We start from the raw sequence: 19,297 nt of genomic DNA on the forward strand, positions 1-19,297 counted from the left end.
GCGTCGTTGTTATTCGCCGCCGATGATCCGGCGGATGTTCTCCACGTAGGGGGCGCGGATCACGCCGCGCTCGGTGACGATGCCCGCGATGAGCTCCGAGGGCGTCACGTCGAAGGCGTAGTTGAACACGCCCACGTTGTCCGGGGTGATCTGGTGCTCGCCCACGTGGGTCACCTCCCTGGGGGTGCGGTCCTCGATGGGGATGCCCGCGCCCGTGGGGGTGTTCAGGTCGAAGGTGGAGGCCGGGGCCGCCACGTAGAAGGGCACGCCGAAGTGCTTGGCCAGGATGGCCACCCCGAAGGTGCCGATCTTGTTGGCGGCGTCGCCGTTGGCCGCGATGCGGTCCGCGCCGACGACCACCTTCTGGACCATGCCGCGCTGCATGAGCAGGGCGCAGGCGTTGTCGCAGGCCACCTTCACGGGGATTCCGTCCTTGGCCAGCTCGTAGGCGGTCAGGCGCGCTCCCTGCAGGAAGGGGCGGGTCTCGTTGGCGATCACCTGGATCTTCTTGCCCTGCTCCCAGGCGCCGCGGATCACGCCCAGGGCGGTGCCGTACCCGGCGGTGGCCAGGGCTCCGGCGTTGCAGTGGGTCATCACGGTGTCGCCGTCGGCGATGAGCTCGGCCCCGTAGCGGCCCATGGCCTTGTTGATCTCAATGTCCTGGAGGTGAATCTCCTTGGCCATCTCCAGCCACTTGGCGCGCAGCTGGACCAGGGAGAGCTCCGGCAGGGTCTTCCAGGCCTTGCGCATGAGCTCAACGGCCCAGCGCAGGTTCACGGCGGTGGGGCGGGCGTCCTCCAGGTCCTTGAGCAGGCCTTCGAGGCGGGCCTTCCAGCCGGAGTCCTTGCCGTCAACCTCGCCGGCGGCCAGGTAGCAGCCGTAGGCGGCGGTGACGCCGATGGCGGGCGCGCCGCGCACCACCATGGTCTGCAGGGCGTAGATGGTGTCCGCGTTGTTCTTGCAGACGAAGTATTCCTCGCGGCAGGGCAGGATGCGCTGGTCCAGGAGGACCAGGGCGTCCTGCTCGGGGGAGAACTGGATATGGTCTGTCATTGTGCGTCCTAGCTGAGTTTTTTGGCCAGAAGCTGGTTGAGCAGCCCGGGGTTGGCCTGCCCCTTGGTGGCCTTCATGACCTGGCCCACGAAGAAGCCCATGAGCTTGGTCTTGCCGCCCTTGTAGGCTTCCACTTCCGCCGGGCTGGCGGCCAGCACGGCGTCGATGGCCTCCTCCAGGGCGGAGGAGTCGGAAATCTGCACCAGGCCCTTGGCCTTGACCAGGGCCTCGGGATCGCCCCCCTGGGCGAAGAGGTCGGGGAAGATCTGCTTGCCGATCTTGCCGGAGATCACGCCTTCGTCCACCAGCTTCACCAGCTTGGCCAGGTCCGCTGGTGCCAGCTTGAGCTGCGCGGCGCTCAGCTTTGCCTCGCCCATCTCGCGCAGCAGCTCGCTCATGATCCAGTTGGCGATCTTCTTGGGCTGGGCGTAGGCGGCGCAGGCGGCCTCGAAGTAGTCGGCCAGGTCGCGCTCGGCGGTGATGGTGGCGGCATCGTTCGCGGTGAGTCCGAAATCGTTCTCGAAGCGCTGGCGGCGCACCCGGGGCAGCTCCGGCAGTTGGGCCTTCCACTGCTCCAGCTTGGCGGGGTCGAGCTTGAGGGGCACCAGGTCCGGGTCGGGGAAATAGCGGTAGTCGTGGGCCTCTTCCTTGCCGCGCATGCTGGCCGTGACGTTCTTGTCCGGGTTGTAGAGGCGCGTCTCCTGCACGATGGCCTCGCCGTCCTCCAGGCAGTCCTTCTGGCGCTGGATTTCGTACTCGATGGCCTTGTGCACGTTGCGGAAGGAGTTGACGTTCTTGATCTCAGCCCGGGTGCCGAACTCCTTCTGCCCCTTGGGGCGAATGGAGACGTTGGCGTCGCAGCGGAAGGAGCCCTCCTCCATGTTGCCGTCGCAGATGCCCAGGTAGACCAGGATGGAGCGCAGCTCCTTGAGGTAGGCAACGGCCTCGTCGGCGGAGCGCATGTCCGGCTCTGAGACGATCTCGATGAGGGGCACGCAGGCGCGGTTCAGATCCACGTAGCTGGCGTTGTCCGTGGCGGAGTGGATGTTCTTGCCCGCGTCCTCCTCCATGTGGATGCGCGTGACGCCGATGGTCTTGGCCGCGCCGTCCACGAGGATGTCCACCTTGCCGTGCTCCGCGATGGGCAGCTCGAACTGGGAGATCTGGTAGCCCTTGGGCAGGTCGGGATAGAAATAGTTCTTGCGCGCGAACACCGAGATGGGGTTGAGCGCGCAGTCGATGGCCATGCCCATCTTGGCGGCGTACTCCACGGCGCGCTCGTTGAGCACGGGCAGCACGCCGGGCATGCCCGAGCACACGGGGCAGACGTTCTCGTTGGGGTCGTTGCCGAAACGTGTGGAGCAGGAACAGAAAATCTTGCTTTCGGTCAGCAACTGGGCGTGGACTTCAAGGCCGATTACCGCCTCGTATTCTGCCATGTCTGGAGGCTCCTGGATGAACTGGCGCTCGCGCCGGGGAAGGTCTTACAGGCCAAGCGTTGCGGGGTCAACATTCCCGGCCGGACGGACGGTGGAGTGGAGCGCGCCGCGTTGACTTGCCGCGCTCTTTGTGGTGCATAAGGGCATACCCAGGAGGCCCCATGAACATCCGCTACGTGCTGCTGCTCACTCTTCTCGCCCTGGCAGGCTGCGTGGATACCGCCCAGCGCGGCGGCTACTACGACGACCCCTACTACGGCCGGGGCGGCTATTACCAGGGCAATCCCGGCTACCGCGGTGGGCGCCACGACCCCTACTACGACGAGGACGCCGCCGAGCGCCGCCGCCGCAACCAGGAAAACGCCTGCAACGTCAGCTGGGCCAACTGCGTCAATGTCTGCAACTCCATGCGCGACGCCAACCAGCGCGCCGTTTGCGTGGCCAACTGCAACAACGCCCTGAACCAGTGCAAGCGGTAGCGCAACGCGCTGCCCTCCCCTGCCTGCGTAACTTCCCCTTCACCAACGACGACTGCCGGGGTTCGGCGAACCGGACCCCGGCAGTGAATGCAACGCTTATCCTTACTACTGGGCTTTCTTCGCCGACTTGTCCACGGTCGGAATGCCGCTGGGCATGACCGCGGTCTCTTGGCCATGAACGGCGCGATAGCAGGATTGATACTGTTTCACGCACTGGTACTTGCCGGCCTCGTCCGTGATCTCCTTGGAGTTCACGCATTGGACGTAGGTCCTCTTGCATGCGGCAGCCTGCTGCTGGTTCTGGGACATGGCGGCCCCGGGGAGCAGTACTCCCGCCAGCAGAACCAGGCTCATGGCGATCGTTCTGGTTGAGATCATGATAAATCCTCCGTTGCGGCAGCTTCATGTCTCGCAACTGCCTGGATACGATTGAAGCGCAGTCCGATCCTCAATGCCTCAGGAATCCGTGTCTGCATCTTCAACCATCAACCGCCGTTCATCAGCAGCCAATCCGCCGCTGGCGGGGCGTATGGGTTGTACACCTGGATGACGTGCATCATATCGTGCTCCTCGTGCTCGAGCATATGGCAGTGCCAGATGTATTCGAAGCCGAAGTTGTGCAGCGGATTTGTCACAGCGTTGAAGGGCTTCGTGGCGTTGAGCGGGCGCACGCTCTGGGGCACGCCGAAGGACAGGCGAGGCGGCGAGAACTTCACGGCCACGATGGCGTTGGTCCCCGGCAGCATCCGGATTGTTTCCTTCCAGCCCAGTTCGTTGGGGTCCGGGGGCGTCACGACGCCGGCCCAGTCCACGCGGGCCACGAGCTGCACGTTCTCGAGGTGGATGTGAATGGGATGGACATCACCCGTATTGTTGACCACGGTCCATATCTGCGGCTGGCGGTTGAACACGGTTTCCGTGGGCATATCCTCGTAGCCGGTGCCGTAGGCCGGGGTGCCCTGGTTGCCTATGGTGAAGGCGTTGGTGCCGATCTGGGTGTTCAGGCGGCCGTGGCTGTCGAAGTTCTCGTTGAGGGTCTTGATCTTGACCGGGATGCCGGCGACGGTGGTATCGCGCACGTTCACAGGGGTGCCGGGGGGCACTATGGCCTTGGGCTGGGTCTGGGCGAAGATCGCGGGCAGGCCGGTATTGGCGTTTGCCAGATAGGCCTTGGTGGCCGCGTAGTTCACGGCGTCAGGGGTCCCACCGGCCACGACGCGGAACTCCATCATCGTGCGGGTGTTGGGGCCCTGGCCCTGAAGGGTGGTCGGGGCGCCTCCGAACGCGGTCTGGTCGGGAGCTCCAGTGAAGAAGTCGTCGCGGGGGTCTCCGGCCGGGGCGGGCGCGGGCGCGTCGTTGTAGAGGATCAGCCTGGCGCCCGGGGGCAAGGCCGAAAAGTCGACGATGATGTCCGCGCGCTCAGCCGGGGCGACCAGGAGGGTGTACGCCGTGGGCATGGTCGTCGAGGTCGGGATGGCGCCCCACTGGGTCGGCGGATTGTTCATCTCCACCGGTGCGGGCAGCACGCCGCCCTCGTTGGCTATCTGGAGCATGGCCGGGCCGGGCTGGGCCAGGTTCGCCTCGCCGGTGTAGTTCAGGTTGATGTCCTGAGCTTCCATGTACAGCTGCAGGTTGAAGGCCCTTGCGCCAGCCGCGTTGAGGATGCGGAAGCGATACTTGCGCTGCTGCACATCCATGTAGGGGTAGGCCACCCCGTTGACCATGGACGTGTCCTGAAATGCCTCGGCCACGGCGGAGACGGCGGGCGGGTTCTGGACGTTCTGCACGGGCGGATACACCCAGCCGCCGAAGTCCCAGCGGCCTGTGGGGTTCGGAGTGCCGTCGGCCAGGTTCTGGTTGGGCTCGTACACATGGGGGTACCAGAGGGCGCCGGTGAACTGGCCCCAATCCGGGTTGGCGGCCCAGGAGGGATCCTGGGTTCCGATCGTGGCGGAATTGACGAAGCTCTTGTCCTGGATGATCAGCGGAATGCCGAGGCCGCTGTTGTCGGCGGGCAGGATTCCGTTGGCCACCAGCTGCGCTTCGGCCGTATCCGTGACCAGGAAAGCCGAGGCCATGCCGGCGTAGACGTTGGTGCGGGTGATGCCCACGGCGTGGTCATGGTACCAGAGCATGCGCGCGCTCTGCAGGTTGGGGTAGTAGGCGTTCCATTCGTTTGCTGCCGGTGTCGCCATGTCCGGCACATTGATGTAGCTCACACCCTTCTGGCCTATGCCGGAAGGCGTGAACCACTGGTTGGGGGTGCCGTCGCTGATCCAGGGCACGAAACCGCCGTGCAGGTGGATGGCCGTGCGGTTCTGGACGCCCTCCGCGCCCATGATGGTGGTGTCGACTGGCAGAAAGGCGTTGCCAATCGGCAACTCGTTGCGGAAGGTCACACGCACTGGACGGTTGGTGTGGGCCACAATGATGGGGCCAAGATAGGACTGCTTCTCCGTGGTTCCCAGCTTCGTGATCGAAGCATTGGGACTGAGGTCATAGTAACCGCGCAGTGTCGTCTGGTTAGGCAGCCCTGAATGCATCTGCTGGGAATACTGCCGAATTCCTATCTGATAGTAATCACTATTAGGATCGGAAGGATAACTGACAGGCTTCGCGATCGGTATGCAATATCCCAACGTATTATAGGAAGTATTCGTATCATTGCAGACAGGCGTAAGAGAGTCGACAAATTTGTTAAGAATCGGGCTAAATGCGTACCCATGAGCATCCGAAGTTACAACCCCGTTTCCAGGGGAGTAGCTTACGGGTGACAACACTGCACAGAGCATTGTCATCACAATTGCTGTCCGCGACAAGTTCAACTTACGCCACAATTCCATTGCAGCACCTCCTATCAACAGTTGAAATCAGTAACAGCTGGCATGATTTCCTTACTGGCCTCTTGGTTTCAAACAATCCAAGAGTCAATGAGGCTACACTCCAAGCAGGGCAAAGGCCTGCCGCCCATTTGCGCGGGCCTTAAATGGACTTCCCATCCAACATACACCCAGTCGTGAAGGTTTCAACTTATTTTTCACGATTTCGCACTGTCCTCCGAAAATTATTGCCCCACCGCCATACCCATTCGCACCCATTGACTTTTGTACCAACCTGAACGGCGACACTCACACGTCAATCATTACAAACAGATGTGGGTGTGTTTAGGTGCATAGACACGCCGGATGTCAATCCAGCGACATCGTGGCAACTCCCAATATGCTCCAGCAAGAACATTCGACTTGCGGACTGATCATCTCGCCAATCCGACCGGTCATGAGGGCCGAGGGGCTCATAACGGCCACATACAACCTGCCTCCAAAACTGGGTATCGCCGTGGCGAGCAGCGCTGACATGCCCAGTGTCCCTGAGCATGAACATCATCTTCCGGGCTGTCTCACCGCCATGACGCTACAAAATTGCTGTACGGGCCTGGATGACCTGGAAGCAGGAGCACTGAGAGCTGTTCCGCCTATATGCAAGCAATAGACGCGCCCCGTAGATACGGGAGGCCGCCCGCCCGCGCAATGGCCGAGATCTTCAAACGTAAGAGCCCGGACGATTTCTCACCCAGGCTCTTAATTATTACCATGCATGGCTGCATATCAGGGCCGCCCCCTGCTCCGGATCATTTCCCGCAAGCGGGCCGGCGACTGCTGGAACACCAAACTGTTGCCAGACTATGATCCCTACTGCAGCAGATGGATCAGGGCCGGCGCGATGACATTGCTCGGGATGAGCCTGTCGTCCCGGCTGAAGGGGTCCATCCCGAGGAATGGTTTGAGCGGATACGTGCTTCCCGCCTGGCCCACTGCCGGAATTTCGCGCATCTCGCTGCAGGTTGCTGTCAGGATCTGCTCATCCGTACACAAGACTGCAAGCTGGTTCCCGGGCTCTCCATTGGGCACGAAGAGTTGGGGATGGTCAAACGGAGCCCTCCGATACTTGACCCGGTCATCGGTGAGAGTGAGCAGGAAGGCCACCAGGGCATCCTTGTTGGCCTCGTTGCCCACGAGCAGATTCAGCCGTCCGCCGGGCTGATCCGGCCCGATGGCGGGCGGCATGTCCCTGAGGTTCTGCTGCTGAAAGTCACCGCCTCGGCCGTAGAAGTCCATGACCTCCTTGAGGGTGGTGAGGCCACCATTATGGAAGTACGGTCCGGTCAGCTCGACATTGCGCAGTCCGGGCGTCTTGAACGCGCCGTTGACGGAGATGAAGCTCTCCGGGAGAGGCTGACCGAATTCGTCCCTGACATTTCGGGAGAAGGACAATGGCCTGTCCCAGGGATCCTTCCCGCCGCGACCGAGGTCCGCGGCAGTCGGGCGGACCGCGAGGTTGTAGAAGCCGATGTCATAATTGCGGGAAAAGCCGTCCTTCATGGGCATGAATTCGATGACCGCCAGCGGCTCTCCAGGGTTGGCGGCAGCCAACTCCACGGTGGAGATGTTCGTCAGCTCCGGCCCGAAGTGGCATATGGAGCAGGACGTCCCCTTTTGCGGATCCGTGTTGTAGAACAGGTCCATGCCGCGTTTTTCCCGCTCCGTAAGGTCGATCAGGCCTTCGCGGAACCGGTCAAAGCGGGTATCATTGGAGATGAGCGTCCGCTCATACGCCTGGATCGCCAGCCCGGCGAAAAGGGAGAAGTTGTTCTCCATCTGCTCCCGCCCGTGCGCCCAAAAGTCGTCCTTGAAGGCCGCGGCGACAAGGTCGGCGTAAGTCCGAGGGCTCCCGTCCTGATTGGTCCGCAGGCCCGGGCCCGGGCGGGCGGAGAGGCTCCCCAGCACGCTGTCCTGGGGATGGACGTCCTGTTTCGCCAGGGGCGTGAGCGCGAGCATCTTCCGGCCCAGTTGGGGAAACGTCCGGCCCGCATAGGACATCTCGGCGGAGCTGAGCATGGGTCCGACAGCCTGGGAGGCGAGACTCGAAAAGTCGAGGCTGACAGTTTCAGGGACGAGGGTGCCGGTGCCGTCCATGCGGAGTATCTGGTGGGCCAGAACGGCGCCGGTGCCGAACTCGTTGACACCATTGAAAATATTGCTCGCCCTTCCGTCCCAGAAGTTCACGTAGTTGAACGCGGCATTGATCACCGAGGGCGCGTTCCTGGCAGTCACCTGGCGAACCTGCTTCCCATTGACCTGGAAGACGGTCGGTGCGGCCGTGAGTGTCCCCTGCTCCAATCCCCCCTGGGCGGGATCGTGTCCGACGTAGTCGACGCTGAAGACGCCCTGGGAGCCGGAGCTGTCGTCGCTGTCCCCCAGCACGGTGTTGCGGTCGTCGGGGGATGAGAGCTTGCGAAAGGGATACTTCGCAGCCGTCAGGATGGCGTTTGGCTGCATGGCGAAAGCGCCATCCTTGCCGGGGTGGACCTGATTCTTGTTCCTGTTGTCCCCGCCGGCGTGGAAGTGACAGCTCGCGCAGGCCGTGACGCCGTCGCTGCCGATCTGCATATCCCAAAACAGGGCCTTCCCGAGAATAATCGCGGCATTGTTGTCCTTGATGTACCTGTCGATCCCGGGGATCGCCGGAAGAGTGATCGTCTTCAGTGATGGCGGGATGACCGGAGCCACTTGGCTGAAGGGGAGGGACGGAAACAGGAACAAGGTCGCCAGGATGAACGCGGCGAGAGGGTAAACCCGGAATCGATGACGGCGGACCATTCGTTTCTCCTGAGAATCCGGCTCCCGCATGCGCGGGAGCCGGATAGTCGACGGATTTTCTGCTTCAGGAATTACTGCTGCAGCAGCATGTAGTTAGGTCCGGCTACGACCGGCGGAATGACGAATTCCACCTTCACCCTGGCCATGCCGCCCTTAGCCGACTTGACCACAATCTCCGAGGGAGGAATGGGGAGCGCCATGCTCAGGGAGCCTGAGGCTGACATCGCCCCCAGCAAGGTGGTTCCGTCGCCGTCATAGACAGTGAGCGCAGGGGCGTTGAGGAGGTCCGCCGACTTGGCCTTCACGTTCAGCGTCCCTGTCGGATTGCTGGCGTTCTCCGCGATGACGTACTGGGCTCTCGTAATGTTCACGATATCCACGGGCTGAACCGTGAGGCTCGAGGTCGCGGGGGCGTCGGACACGTTTTGGACGACGACAGGCCCCGGCACCTGGCCTCCCTGGAAGAACACCCTCCCGAACTGCTTTCCGGGGGGCAAGGGGGTTGTGCCGGGCGTCAACTGAACCGGCACCGCGACGCCCGGGGCGGAGGCGGTCAGGGTCTTTCCGGGCGCAGTCGAGGCGTAGACATCGACCCTGCCCGAGCCCGTGCGCCCGAGGGTGTAGGTCGCCTGGTCCAGGGAGGCGCCGAACTTGGTCGCCACCTTGCCCATGATCGCGAAGGAGTTGCTCTCGATCACGTCCGAGGGATTGCCGGCCGTGCCGAACGCCCCTCCGGTCACAACCGGGCCGCTTATGCGCTGGACCCTGAACACGTTCGTGTTGTTCGGGCTCCCGGTCGCCGTGCAGGGCACGTTGGGATCACCCAGGAACCCGGCAGGGGCCGCGGGGGAGACGCACTGCAGGAAGGGGCCGATTTCGCCCTTGAGCGCGCCGGTGAACACGCCGACCTGGATGCCGACGTCCGCGGTATGGTTGATGGCCCGTCCACCGGCGGTAGCGGCGTCAACTACGAAGTCGGTGACTCCGTAAGGGTGGGTGACACGGTAGGTGCCAGCCGCCCCCGCGTTCGTATCCACCCTGATCCGCATCCTGGCAAAACTGATCTGGTCCCCAGCGGCCGGGGTTTCGCCAAGTGAGAACGCCGCCTCAATGGCCATATCCAGCAGCGCATCGCCGCCGTTCGGCAGGGTGATGGCCGACGTCGCGCTCCACCAGAAAGCTTCGGCGCCGAAGTTGTCCGGGAACGAGACGGGGTTGTTGGGGAACGGCAAGGCCCGCAGGCAGAGGGGGCCGGCCACGGTCTCGATGGGGTCCATGCAGAGTTCCAGGTAGGTCCCGGCCTTGTCCTGGTACCAGAGGGGGAACCCGTTGGCCGGGTCCAGCGGACCGACGGCCGCCAGTTCGGCGCGCGCCGGTCCCGACAACGCTACGAGTGAGATGCAGGCCAAGGCGGCGAAAAGGCTCAACAGCTTATTCTTAATCATTGTCGCTCCTGGGCGAGAGGTATTCACGGGAAGCGTTACCCAAGCAAAAGGTTGTACGGCACGGGGTTCCATTTCTTCACCTCGATGTATGTCTGCGACGAGTAGTCGACCTGGCCGGTGATCCAGTTCAGGAACTCGATCTTCACGGGGAACTTGCCGCCAGCCTTGGGCTTGATGATCAGGTCGTAGCGCCTGGCCGTTGTCAGGGTGAACGGCTGACCGGCCTTGATGGTGATCGGGCGGGAGTACTTGGTCATCGCGTTCTTGGTCGGGTTCGCGCCGACGCCGAGGGGACGGCCGTCCTCGGCGACAAGTTCCACATCCAGCCCGAAGGTGTAGCGCTGCACCTTGTATCCGCCGCAGAGCAGCCTGATGAGGATGGTTTCGCGCCCCTTGGACGTGATGCGGGACCTGGGGTCGGTCTGCCACAGGCCAGGCGTCGGATTGCCCTTGACCTGGGGCACGCCGCTGATGAGGAAGATGTCAGGGTCGTAGACGTGAAGGCCTGGAGCCCCGTTACTGGTGTTTTGAGCGATGGTGGTGAACCCGGAGAGCTGGGGCGCCCCCGGGATGTCGTTGGGCGCCGGCGGCTGGCCGAACGACTTGTCCATGACGTGCCACTTGCGGTCGATCTCCGTGACAGCCCAAAGCGCTTCCACGTCGTACTTGGGCCCCCCCTCGTAGAGCGTGCCAGGCCCGGTGGGCGGGTCGATGATGAGGAAGCCGAACATGCCCATCTGGAAGTGGAGAGGCGTGTTGCGGTGGCAGTGGTAGAAGAACGTCCCGGCCTGCCTGGGCACCATCTGGTAAATGTACTGGCCGTCGACCTCCATGGTCACGTGGCCGACGCCGTCGTTGATGGGCTCGGGCTCGAGGCCATGGTGGTGGATCGTGTGCGGGCCGTGGTGCGTGTGCACCGTTGTGTGGATGATCTTGTCCTGGGTGTAGCGCAGGGGCACGGACGGATACGTGATCACGTTGGAATTGTCCGGGTCGAAGAAGCCCCAGACCTCCACTGTGTTCGGCGTGGCGTTATTGAGTATCTGGCCGGTGACCAGGCTCAGGTGCTTGTCCTTGTAGAACTCGCGGGTGGTGCGCTGGTGGGTCGCCGGATTGAAGGGAACGAATCCCGGCGTGTTCGGCGTCCCGTGGAAGATGTTCGCGAAGCCGCGATTGAAGTGATAGACCGCGTGGTCGTACTCGGGGTCGCTGGGGGCCGGGAAGTGACCCCGGCTGACGGTCGGGAAGGTCGTGTTGTTGCACTGTATGGCCATGGGGAACTCCGTGATATGCTGTTATAAACCAACGCTGTTGGTGAAGCCGCGGGGGTCGGGGTCCCCGAAAATCCTGCGGTCGGGATGCTTGCCGATCAGGGCCGGATCAACAGGGCCGCCGATGGTGGGCGACAGGATGGACCAGTGCGTCATGGAGCCGTTGGGATAGTTTCCGCCGGCCGCGGTCTGGGAAGTCTCCAGGTGGCAGTGCATCGGGTATACGAAGGGGAATTGTGATCTCAGCACGCCCGAGGCGACCTCGACCTTGGGCACCCCGCCGGCTGCTGACCAGGCCGCCGGGTCTTCCGGACTGTTGATGGTATCGGGCGGAATGATGAAAGGCAGAAGATGGCTCTTGATGTCGCCCGACAGCATGCTCCACGTGTCCAGGAATATGAGGTTGTCCTTGACCGTGCCGTTCGCGGCGAGCTCAAAAACGTGGTTGCCATGGATGTGGGGAGAGGCAGCGTTCAAGCCGCTGTTCATGGACACGATGAGGGCCGGCATGCCGACGTTGCCGTAAGGCGCCGTGTCCGGCTCGTGGCCGGACCAGTGCCCGCTTCTGCCGTTGATGAGAAAATACTGGGGCGTATAGGTGGTCGTGAAACTCGCCACGCTCGCTGCTATGCCCGCGGCGTTGCCGTCGCAGGCAAGGGTCTGGATCGTCTGGTTCCAGTTCGGATCCACGCTGTGGAACATCCAGAGCCAGGTTCTTGCCGGATCCCAGTCGTCTCCGGGGAAATACGAAACCTTTCCAAAATCCGAGAACAGCTCCTGCATCGCGGCAGGGGGCGAGCTGTAGGGAATCCTGTTCCCGTTCGGGAGGACCGCGTTCTGCGGCTTGACGAACAAGGCGCCGTTCAGGCCCATGACCCGGTGCAGAGGCCAGTTCAAGGGGTCAACGTACATGTAGCTCCCAGCTGCGGGAGCCGTGAACGTCACCGAGCCCGTGCCGCCGGGTTGAATGGAGGCAATGGTCGTGCCGGGCAGTATCTGGGTGCCGTTCCACAGGCCGAAGCCATGGGGGATGCTGTTGTTGTTCGTGATGTTGAAGGTGACCTGCTCGCCCTCCAAAGCGTTGACGATCACCCCGGGTATCCTCGGCCCGGAACCGTCATCGAACGCCCAGGCGTTGACCTGGATGCCGTCTACCATCTCCCAAAGCACTGGCTGGATGGTTAGGTTGACAGATGAAGCCGCATGACTGGTTGAGACGCCCAGCATTGTGGGCAGGCCCTGAGTTCCAGCCAAGGCAATTCCCGCCAGGGCCATACGAACGTTGATCTTGATGAATTCACGCCTGTTCATTCACTTCTCCACCTTGTTTAGGGCGTCTCGCCTGCTCAAATGCCTCTCGTTGTGTCCGAATGCCCGATCCCTGCGCCGGCGGATAAAACGCCAGCTGAGTCTCGAACATGGCGCTGTCGCCTATCACCAGCCGTCATCCGGCATCATAACGTTGCCTGCCTGTGCGCCACCATCACTTGCGATACGATATTTTCGGCACAGCTATGGAATCAAGACCATTTTTCCATTCGTCAGATACATAACACATCATTGCAAAATGGAAATGATTATTTCATGAGAAAATGCCTTCCTTCAACTCTGATCTAAAAACAAATTCCTCGTGGAACGACATATTTATCAAGGTTATACAAGAGGGAACATCTCGCAGGACACACGACGATGATGCCGAATATGCCACTGAGCAGGTTGCAGTCAACCCTTTTTAGTAAACTTTCCGAATTCGTACGGATATGAGTATTACACGAAGACCAGGGGCGGATGTGAAGTCGCCGAAATTCCCGATAAACTCAGGACCTGAGCCACTCGAGCCCGCATCCCGGTCAAGCCGGAACTGCTCATTTTGAGAGGTAAATGTTCTAGGCAAGTGGCTCCGGCATGCACGACAACTACAATTCTGGCCAAGCCAATCAGTCTAAAATAGTATACTTTTCGGTTCATGAATGTCTGGAAAGCTAAAAATAGCCGTGGCAGTATTCTAGTCGAGTCAGACGAATAAATTGACGCGTCTTCGTTCTAGGCAAGTCGGAACACATGGATCGCCATCGGCCGTTTACTGGGACGCCTCAGCCCGTAATCGCACTCCCATCGGGCCAGTCCCTAGCGTGATAGACCGCAAGGCCCCCTGCCGCTGGAGCCCCGAACGCAGTATGAGCAGACGCAGGGCGCCCGCGCCACCCTCGGGCAACGCCGCTGACTCGTCCCGCCTAGCGGCCAGCAACACGCATCCCTCCTGGCATACCCCACAGGCGCCCTTGACGAACCGGATTCTTCGTACGTCAAAAGAAGAACCCGGACGATTTCTCGCCCGGGTTCTCAATGGCTTCCAAGGCTTGCGGCTTTGTATGGCCGTCCCTGGACATATGGATGGTGCCGAAGAGGGGACTCGAACCCCTATGGGCTTTCGCCCGCCACCCCCTCAAGATGGTGTGTCTACCATTTCCACCACTTCGGCATTCTCGACAATTACTGCTTCTGTTCGGCCGGGGCCTTCTGCTCCTCGAAGAGGTTCTGCTGCCCGGGCTTCTTGTTCTCGGCCGGGACGGCCTTCTGCTCAGCGGGAGCGGTGTCCATCACGGAGGAGGCGCTAGGTTTCCTGTCCACGCCGGTGACCACGTTGTAGGCCAGCGAGGTGACCAGGAACAGCGCGGCCAGGCCTGCGGTGAGCTTCACCAGGAGCCCGCCGGCGCCGGAGCTGCCGAACACGGAGCCGCTGCCGCCGCCGAAGATGACACCCATGCCTTCCTTGCCGGACTGGAGCAGCACCAGCACGACCAGCAGGACGCATGCGATGACGTGTACCGTTGCGATGAGAGTTTCCAACGTATTCTCCAATGCGGCTTTCGAGCGTGTCCCCGGGTTTGATGCGCTTCTAGGCGGTCACAATCCGCGAGAAGCTTTCCGCGCTCAGGGAGGAGCCTCCTACCAACACTCCGTCAACATTGTCAAGAGACATTATTTCCGAAGCGTTCTCGGGCTTCACCGAGCCACCGTATTGCAGGCGCATTTCCAGGGCCTTCGCGCCGAATTTATCCTGCAATATGGAGCGCACCAGCCCGTGCGCCTCCACGATCTCCTTGGGCCCTGCCGTCAGGCCCGAACCGATGGCCCACACGGGCTCGTAGGCCACCGTGAGGCGCTCGGGGGCCACGTCGGCGGGCACGCCCGCCAGGCCCATCTCCATCTGGCGGCGCACGACCTCCTCAAGGCGGCCCTCCTTGCGCTCGTCGATGGTCTCGCCCACGCACAGGATCATGCTCAGGCCGCGCTCCAGGCCGAAGGTCACCTTCTGGCCCACGAATTCGTCGGCCTCGCCCATGACGTGCCTGCGCTCCGAGTGGCCCGCCAGGGCGTAGGTGCAGCCCATGTCCAGGAGCATGTCCGGGGCGATCTCCCCGGTGAAGGCCCCCTGCATGGAGGGGAAGAAGTTCTGGCCGCCCAGGGCGAACCCCGGGGCCTTCTTGATCGCCTTGCGCACGGAGCGCAGGGCCGTGAACGGCGGAAGGATCAGCACCTCGCGGTCCTGGGGCATGGAGTCCTTCACGGCCTTGACCAGGGCCTCGGCAGTGTCCCCGGCCTCGTGGCGCAGCTTGTACATCTTCCAGTTGGCAGCCATCAGCTTTTTCATTTTCCGTACTCCCTCAGGGCCTTGAAGGCGGGCAGTTCCTTGCCTTCCATGAATTCCAGGGAAGCGCCGCCGCCGGTGGAGATGAAGCTCATCTTGGACGCCAGGCCGGAGGCGTGCACGGCGGCGTCCGTGTCGCCGCCGCCGATCACGGTCACGGCGTCGAGCCCGGCCAGCACCTTGGCCACGCCCATGGTTCCCGCGGCGAAGGCCGGGTTCTCGAACGCGCCCATGGGGCCGTTCCAGACCACGGTCTTGGCGGGGGACAGCACCTCGGCGAAGAGCGCGCCGGTCTTGGGGCCCACATCCAGGGCCACGGCCTCGGCGGGCACCGCCGTGGCGTCGCAGACCCCGGCGGAGGTCATCTCGCCCAGGGGCTTGCCCGCGTCCATGGAGATCACGAAGTCCACGGGCAGGGCGATGCGCACGCTCTTCTCCACGGCGACGGCCAGGATGCTGCGCGCTTCGTCCAGAAGATTGTCCTCCACCAGGGACTTGCCCACTTCGAGGCCCTGGGCCTTGAGGAAGGTGTTGGCCATGGCCCCGCCGATGATGAGGCTGTCCACTTTGCCCAGCAGGTGCTTGAGCACCGCCAGCTTGGAGGAGACCTTAGCCCCGCCCGTGACGGCCACGTAGGGCCGTGTGGGGGCCTCCAGGGCCGTGCCCAGGAACTCCCACTCCTTCTTGAGCAGCAAGCCGCCGCAGCAGGCCGCCATGACCGCCGGGACCCCGGAGACCGAGGCGTGCGGGCGGTGGGCCGTGCCGAATGCGTCGTTGACGTAGATCTCGCCCAGTTTGGCCAGCTCGGCGGCGAAGGCCGGGTCGCCCTTCTCCTCCCCGGCGTGGAAGCGCAGGTTCTCCAGCATGAGCACCTCGCCGGGCTTCAGCGCGGCGGCCATCTTCACGGCCTCGGGGCCCACACAGTCGGGGGCGAAGGCCACGGGGCGGCCCAGCAGCTCGCTCAGGCGCTTGGCCGCGGGGGCCAGGGAGAACTTGGGGTCGAACGCGCCCTTGGCCTTGCCCAGGTGCGAGCAGAGCACCAGCGACGCGCCCTTGGAGAGGGCCAGTTCAAGGGTGGGCAGGCTGGCGGTGATGCGGGTGTCGTCGGTGATGACGCCGTCCTTGAGCGGAACGTTGTAGTCCACCCGGACCAGCAGGCGTTTGCCGGAGATATCCATCTCGTCCAAAAAACGCATGGGCATTGAGCGCTCCTTTTCCAGCGGAATCGTGGGTCGGCCGGGCCCGGACACACCGGACCCGAGGATCATGAGTCGGGAGAGGGCTCCGGGTCCATGTCCAACCGCATGACCAGGGCGTCCTCCTTGTTGTCGGGGTAGTAGCGCTTGCGGACGCCCACTTCCTCGAAACCGAAGGCGGCATACAAGCCCTGCGCGGCGACGTTGGAACGCCGGACTTCCAAATACCCCCGGTTTATGCCCATTCCACGGCAAAGTTGCAAGACGTGACCCAGCAGATGCTGGCCCAGCCCACGGCGCCTGCGACCGGGATGGACCGCGATGTTGAGTATTTCCATCTCCCAGTCGGCCGCGAAGAAGGTGATGTAGGCGATGACGGCCCCCTGCTCCACGAGCCCGAACACGTGGAAACGCTCGTTGTCGACCACGGCCTCGTACTGCTTGCGGGACCAGGGCACGGAAAAACACTGCTTTTCCAGCTCCACGACAGCGGGTATGTCCGCCTTGCCGAAGCGCACGATTTTGGGTTTCGGGCCGGGCTTCGGGCGCGGCGCGCCCGGGACGCCGGTATCGGGCATGATCTGGCTCCGTTTCGCGCCCCCAGCGGGCGCGCTGTGATTGCGGGAACGCCGGGCGGCTCAGCAGCGCGAAATGTCGCGCGAAGCCACGCCAGGACGCACACGAGGAACATAATGGAAACCCACAGGAAACACCAATCCCCAGAGACCGAGATGGTTGAGGTTGTGGACCATGACGGCAACCTCCTGGCCGTGATCCCGGCCTCGGAGGCGCACCGCCAGTCCCTGCCGCACAGGGCCGCGCTGACGCTCCTGTTCGACAAGCTGGGCAGGCTGGCGCTCACCAGGCGCCCGCAAACGGAGGCCCTGTACCCGGGCCGCTGGGAGCTCCCGGCGCGCGGGCACATCCTCCCCGGCGAGGCCGCCTCGGATGCCGCGCGCAGGCTGGCGGAGGGCCGCTTTCCGCAGGGCCTCGGCCCGCTGACCCCGCAATCCGCGCTCAAAGCTGGGGAGGACACGGCTTTCGAAGCCCTGAAGGTGTTCCGCTGCACCCTGCACAGCGACGGAGACGACGAAGAGCTGCTGCTGGTCAGCCGGGAGGAGCTTTCCGTGTTGTCGGACGACCACCGCGAGCTGTTTGCGCCCTGGGTGGTCTACGCCCTGAAGGAAGGGGTGCTGTTTCCTGAGAAAACGCGGGAAGAGGGACGCGGAGAGGGTTAATCCTCGCGCAGGAGCGCGGCCACGGCCTCGTGCACCAGGCCGTTGGAGGCCAGGATGGAGCGCGAGCGCAGCCAATAAGGCCGCGAGGCGTCGAACGCGCTCACGCGCCCGCCCGCCTCGGTGACCAGCAGCCATCCGGCGGCCGTGTCCCAGGGTTTGAGCCCGGTCTCGTAGAAGGCGTCGAAGCGTCCCGCCGCCGTATAAGCCAGGTCGATGGAGGCCGCGCCGGGCCTGCGCACGCCCTGGGTGTTCACGAGCATGTTCTCCAGGTTGTCCATCAGGGGCCGGATGTCCTGGCGCACGGTGTAGGGGAAGCCGGTGGCGATCAGCGAGTCCTCCAGGCGTGCCACGCCGGAGACCCGTATGGGCTCGCCGTTGCAGAAGGCCCCGCCGCCCAGGACGGCGTGGAAGCACTCGTTCATTGCGGGCACGTTGACGATGCCCAGCACCGTGCGCCCGCCCTGCCACAGGGCCACGGAAGTGGCCACGAAGGGCACGCGGTGGGCGAAGTTGGTAGTGCCGTCAACGGGATCGATGATCCAGCACAGCTCGCCGGGGTCGAGGCTCTCGGCGGACTCCTCGGCCAGGAAGGTGGAGCCGGGCAGGATGCGGGCGAGGCTCTGCTTGAGGGCCTCCTCCACTGCCAGGTCGGTCTCCGTCACCAGGTCGATGGGGCCTTTGCGCCGGATGTCGCTGGGCTTGCTCCACTGGCGCAGGATGATCCCCCCGGCCTGGCGCACGGCCTCCAGGGCCGCCTCGGCCAGTCCGGGCGTCATCTCGAAATCTGCCATGCTAGTTGATGAACACCTGGTCGTAGTGGCCGCGATGTTCGATGGTCTTGCCGGTGCCGCGCACCACGGTGGTCAGCGGGTCGTCGTCGAGCATGACGTGCAGGCGGGTGCTGTCGGAGATGAGCTTGTCCAGCCCGCGCAGCAGCGACCCGCCGCCGGCCAGCAGCAGGCCCCGGGAGGCGATGTCCGCCACGAGCTCGGGCGGGGTCTTCTCAAGCGCCTTGCGCACGGCCCCGACGATGACGCTCACCGGCTCCTTGATGGCCTCGCGGATGTGGGAGTCGGAAACCTCCACCATGCCGGGCGTGCCGGTGACCATGTTCTTGCCCGCGACCTCCATGAAAAGGGGCTCGGGCAATTCGTAGGCGCTGCCCACGCGGATCTTGATCTGTTCGGCCATGTTCTCGCCGATGAGCAGCTGGAACTGGTCCTGCATGTAGCGCTGGATGGCTTCGTTGAGCTCGTCGCCGGCCACGCGCACGCTCTCGGCGTAGGCCACGGCGGAAAGGGAGATGACGGCCACCTCGGTGGTGCCGCCGCCGATATCCACCACCATGTTGCCCACGGGCTCCTCGATGGGCAGGCCCGCGCCGATGGCTGCGGCCATGGGCTCCTCCACCAGGCGGACTTCGCGGGCTCCGGCCTGCTGGGCGCTCTCGATCACGGCGCGCTTCTCCACCTGGGTGATCCCGGTAGGCACGCAGATGACGATCTTGGGCTTGGCCAGCCTGAAGCCGGTGATCACCTTGCGGATGAAGAAGGCGATCATCTCCTTGGTGATCTCGAAGTCGGCGATGACGCCGTCCTTCATGGGACGGATGGCGCGGATGCGTTCGGGGGTGCGGCCCAGGAACTCCTTGGCCTCCTTGCCCACGGCGACCAGCTGGCCCGTGCGCGACTCGATGGCGACCACCGATGGCTCATTGAGCACGATGCCTTCCGAAGGGGAGTACAGCAGGGTGTTGGCCGTGCCCAGGTCCATGGCCAAGTCCTTGCCCAGAAAACGGAATAGCCTGTCGAATATCATGTGCAGCCCGCTCGCGAGATGGTTGAATTACGGAACAATTGCTTCTGTC

At 63.4% G+C, this 19,297-nt stretch carries 16 protein-coding genes and 1 tRNA gene; 2 read left to right on the forward strand and 15 right to left on the reverse strand.

Annotated elements, in window-relative coordinates; all coding sequences use genetic code 11:
• Positions 1-9: 9 nt before the first annotated feature.
• Both mtnA and gatB read right to left on the reverse strand, forming a co-directional pair.
• Positions 10-1,053 (reverse strand): S-methyl-5-thioribose-1-phosphate isomerase, encoded by a 1,044-nt coding sequence (gene mtnA / locus MLE18_RS03580; RefSeq protein ID WP_243367435.1) that lies wholly within the window; start codon positions 1,051-1,053, stop codon positions 10-12.
• A gap of 8 nt (positions 1,054-1,061) precedes the next feature.
• Positions 1,062-2,492: an Asp-tRNA(Asn)/Glu-tRNA(Gln) amidotransferase subunit GatB gene (gene gatB / locus MLE18_RS03585; protein ID WP_243367436.1), complete on the reverse strand. Its 1,431-nt coding sequence runs from the start codon at positions 2,490-2,492 to the stop codon at positions 1,062-1,064.
• A gap of 161 nt (positions 2,493-2,653) precedes the next feature.
• On the opposite strand from gatB, the gene MLE18_RS03590 reads away from it, so the two are divergent.
• Positions 2,654-2,971 (forward strand): hypothetical protein, encoded by a 318-nt coding sequence (locus MLE18_RS03590; RefSeq protein ID WP_243367437.1) that lies wholly within the window; start codon positions 2,654-2,656, stop codon positions 2,969-2,971.
• Positions 2,972-3,076: 105 nt separating this feature from the next.
• On the opposite strand, the gene MLE18_RS03595 is transcribed toward MLE18_RS03590, so the two are convergent.
• The 11 genes from MLE18_RS03595 to rimI form a co-directional block, all read right to left on the reverse strand.
• Positions 3,077-3,349, reverse strand: coding sequence for a hypothetical protein (locus tag MLE18_RS03595; RefSeq protein ID WP_243367438.1), 273 nt, complete (start codon positions 3,347-3,349; stop codon positions 3,077-3,079).
• Between the two features lie 107 nt (positions 3,350-3,456).
• A complete protein-coding gene (locus tag MLE18_RS03600; protein ID WP_243367439.1) occupies positions 3,457-5,514 on the reverse strand; it encodes a multicopper oxidase family protein in 2,058 nt (685 codons plus the stop codon).
• A gap of 1,146 nt (positions 5,515-6,660) precedes the next feature.
• Positions 6,661-8,628, reverse strand: coding sequence for a cytochrome-c peroxidase (locus tag MLE18_RS03605; RefSeq protein WP_243367440.1), 1,968 nt, complete (start codon positions 8,626-8,628; stop codon positions 6,661-6,663).
• Between the two features lie 71 nt (positions 8,629-8,699).
• The gene (locus MLE18_RS03610; RefSeq protein ID WP_243367441.1) at positions 8,700-10,073 is read right to left on the reverse strand and encodes a hypothetical protein; all 1,374 of its coding nucleotides are present in this window, start codon (positions 10,071-10,073) and stop codon (positions 8,700-8,702) included.
• A 35-nt stretch (positions 10,074-10,108) separates the two neighbouring features.
• On the reverse strand, positions 10,109-11,347 hold the full coding sequence (locus MLE18_RS03615) for a multicopper oxidase domain-containing protein (RefSeq protein ID WP_243367442.1): 1,239 nt from the start codon (positions 11,345-11,347) through the stop codon (positions 10,109-10,111).
• 21 nt (positions 11,348-11,368) lie between these two features.
• On the reverse strand, positions 11,369-12,655 hold the full coding sequence (locus MLE18_RS03620; protein WP_243367443.1) for a multicopper oxidase domain-containing protein: 1,287 nt from the start codon (positions 12,653-12,655) through the stop codon (positions 11,369-11,371).
• Positions 12,656-13,739: 1,084 nt separating this feature from the next.
• Positions 13,740-13,826, reverse strand: a tRNA-Leu gene (locus tag MLE18_RS03625).
• Positions 13,827-13,837: 11 nt separating this feature from the next.
• Positions 13,838-14,194: a preprotein translocase subunit SecG gene (gene secG, locus MLE18_RS03630; protein WP_243367444.1), complete on the reverse strand. Its 357-nt coding sequence runs from the start codon at positions 14,192-14,194 to the stop codon at positions 13,838-13,840.
• Between the two features lie 49 nt (positions 14,195-14,243).
• Positions 14,244-14,999 (reverse strand): triose-phosphate isomerase, encoded by a 756-nt coding sequence (gene tpiA / locus MLE18_RS03635; protein WP_243367445.1) that lies wholly within the window; start codon positions 14,997-14,999, stop codon positions 14,244-14,246.
• Complete coding sequence (locus tag MLE18_RS03640; protein WP_243367446.1) at positions 14,996-16,198, reverse strand: phosphoglycerate kinase; 1,203 nt, start codon at positions 16,196-16,198, stop codon at positions 14,996-14,998. Before MLE18_RS03640 ends, tpiA begins: the two co-directional genes overlap by 4 nt.
• Positions 16,199-16,260: 62 nt before the next feature.
• Positions 16,261-16,770: a ribosomal protein S18-alanine N-acetyltransferase gene (gene rimI / locus MLE18_RS03645; protein WP_243367447.1), complete on the reverse strand. Its 510-nt coding sequence runs from the start codon at positions 16,768-16,770 to the stop codon at positions 16,261-16,263.
• A gap of 114 nt (positions 16,771-16,884) precedes the next feature.
• Here rimI and MLE18_RS03650 point away from each other — a divergent pair, with 114 nt between their 5' ends.
• A complete protein-coding gene (locus MLE18_RS03650) occupies positions 16,885-17,430 on the forward strand; it encodes an NUDIX domain-containing protein (RefSeq protein WP_243367448.1) in 546 nt (181 codons plus the stop codon).
• On the opposite strand, the gene MLE18_RS03655 is transcribed toward MLE18_RS03650, so the two are convergent.
• The gene (locus MLE18_RS03655) at positions 17,427-18,221 is read right to left on the reverse strand and encodes an inositol monophosphatase family protein (protein ID WP_243367449.1); all 795 of its coding nucleotides are present in this window, start codon (positions 18,219-18,221) and stop codon (positions 17,427-17,429) included. The genes MLE18_RS03650 and MLE18_RS03655 overlap by 4 nt on opposite strands.
• 1 nt (position 18,222) lies before the next feature.
• Complete coding sequence (gene mreB, locus MLE18_RS03660) at positions 18,223-19,248, reverse strand: rod shape-determining protein (protein ID WP_243367450.1); 1,026 nt, start codon at positions 19,246-19,248, stop codon at positions 18,223-18,225.
• Positions 19,249-19,297: the final 49 nt, after the last annotated feature.

It is taken from the genome of Fundidesulfovibrio soli (assembly GCF_022808695.1).
Classification (GTDB): domain Bacteria; phylum Desulfobacterota; class Desulfovibrionia; order Desulfovibrionales; family Desulfovibrionaceae; genus Fundidesulfovibrio; species Fundidesulfovibrio soli.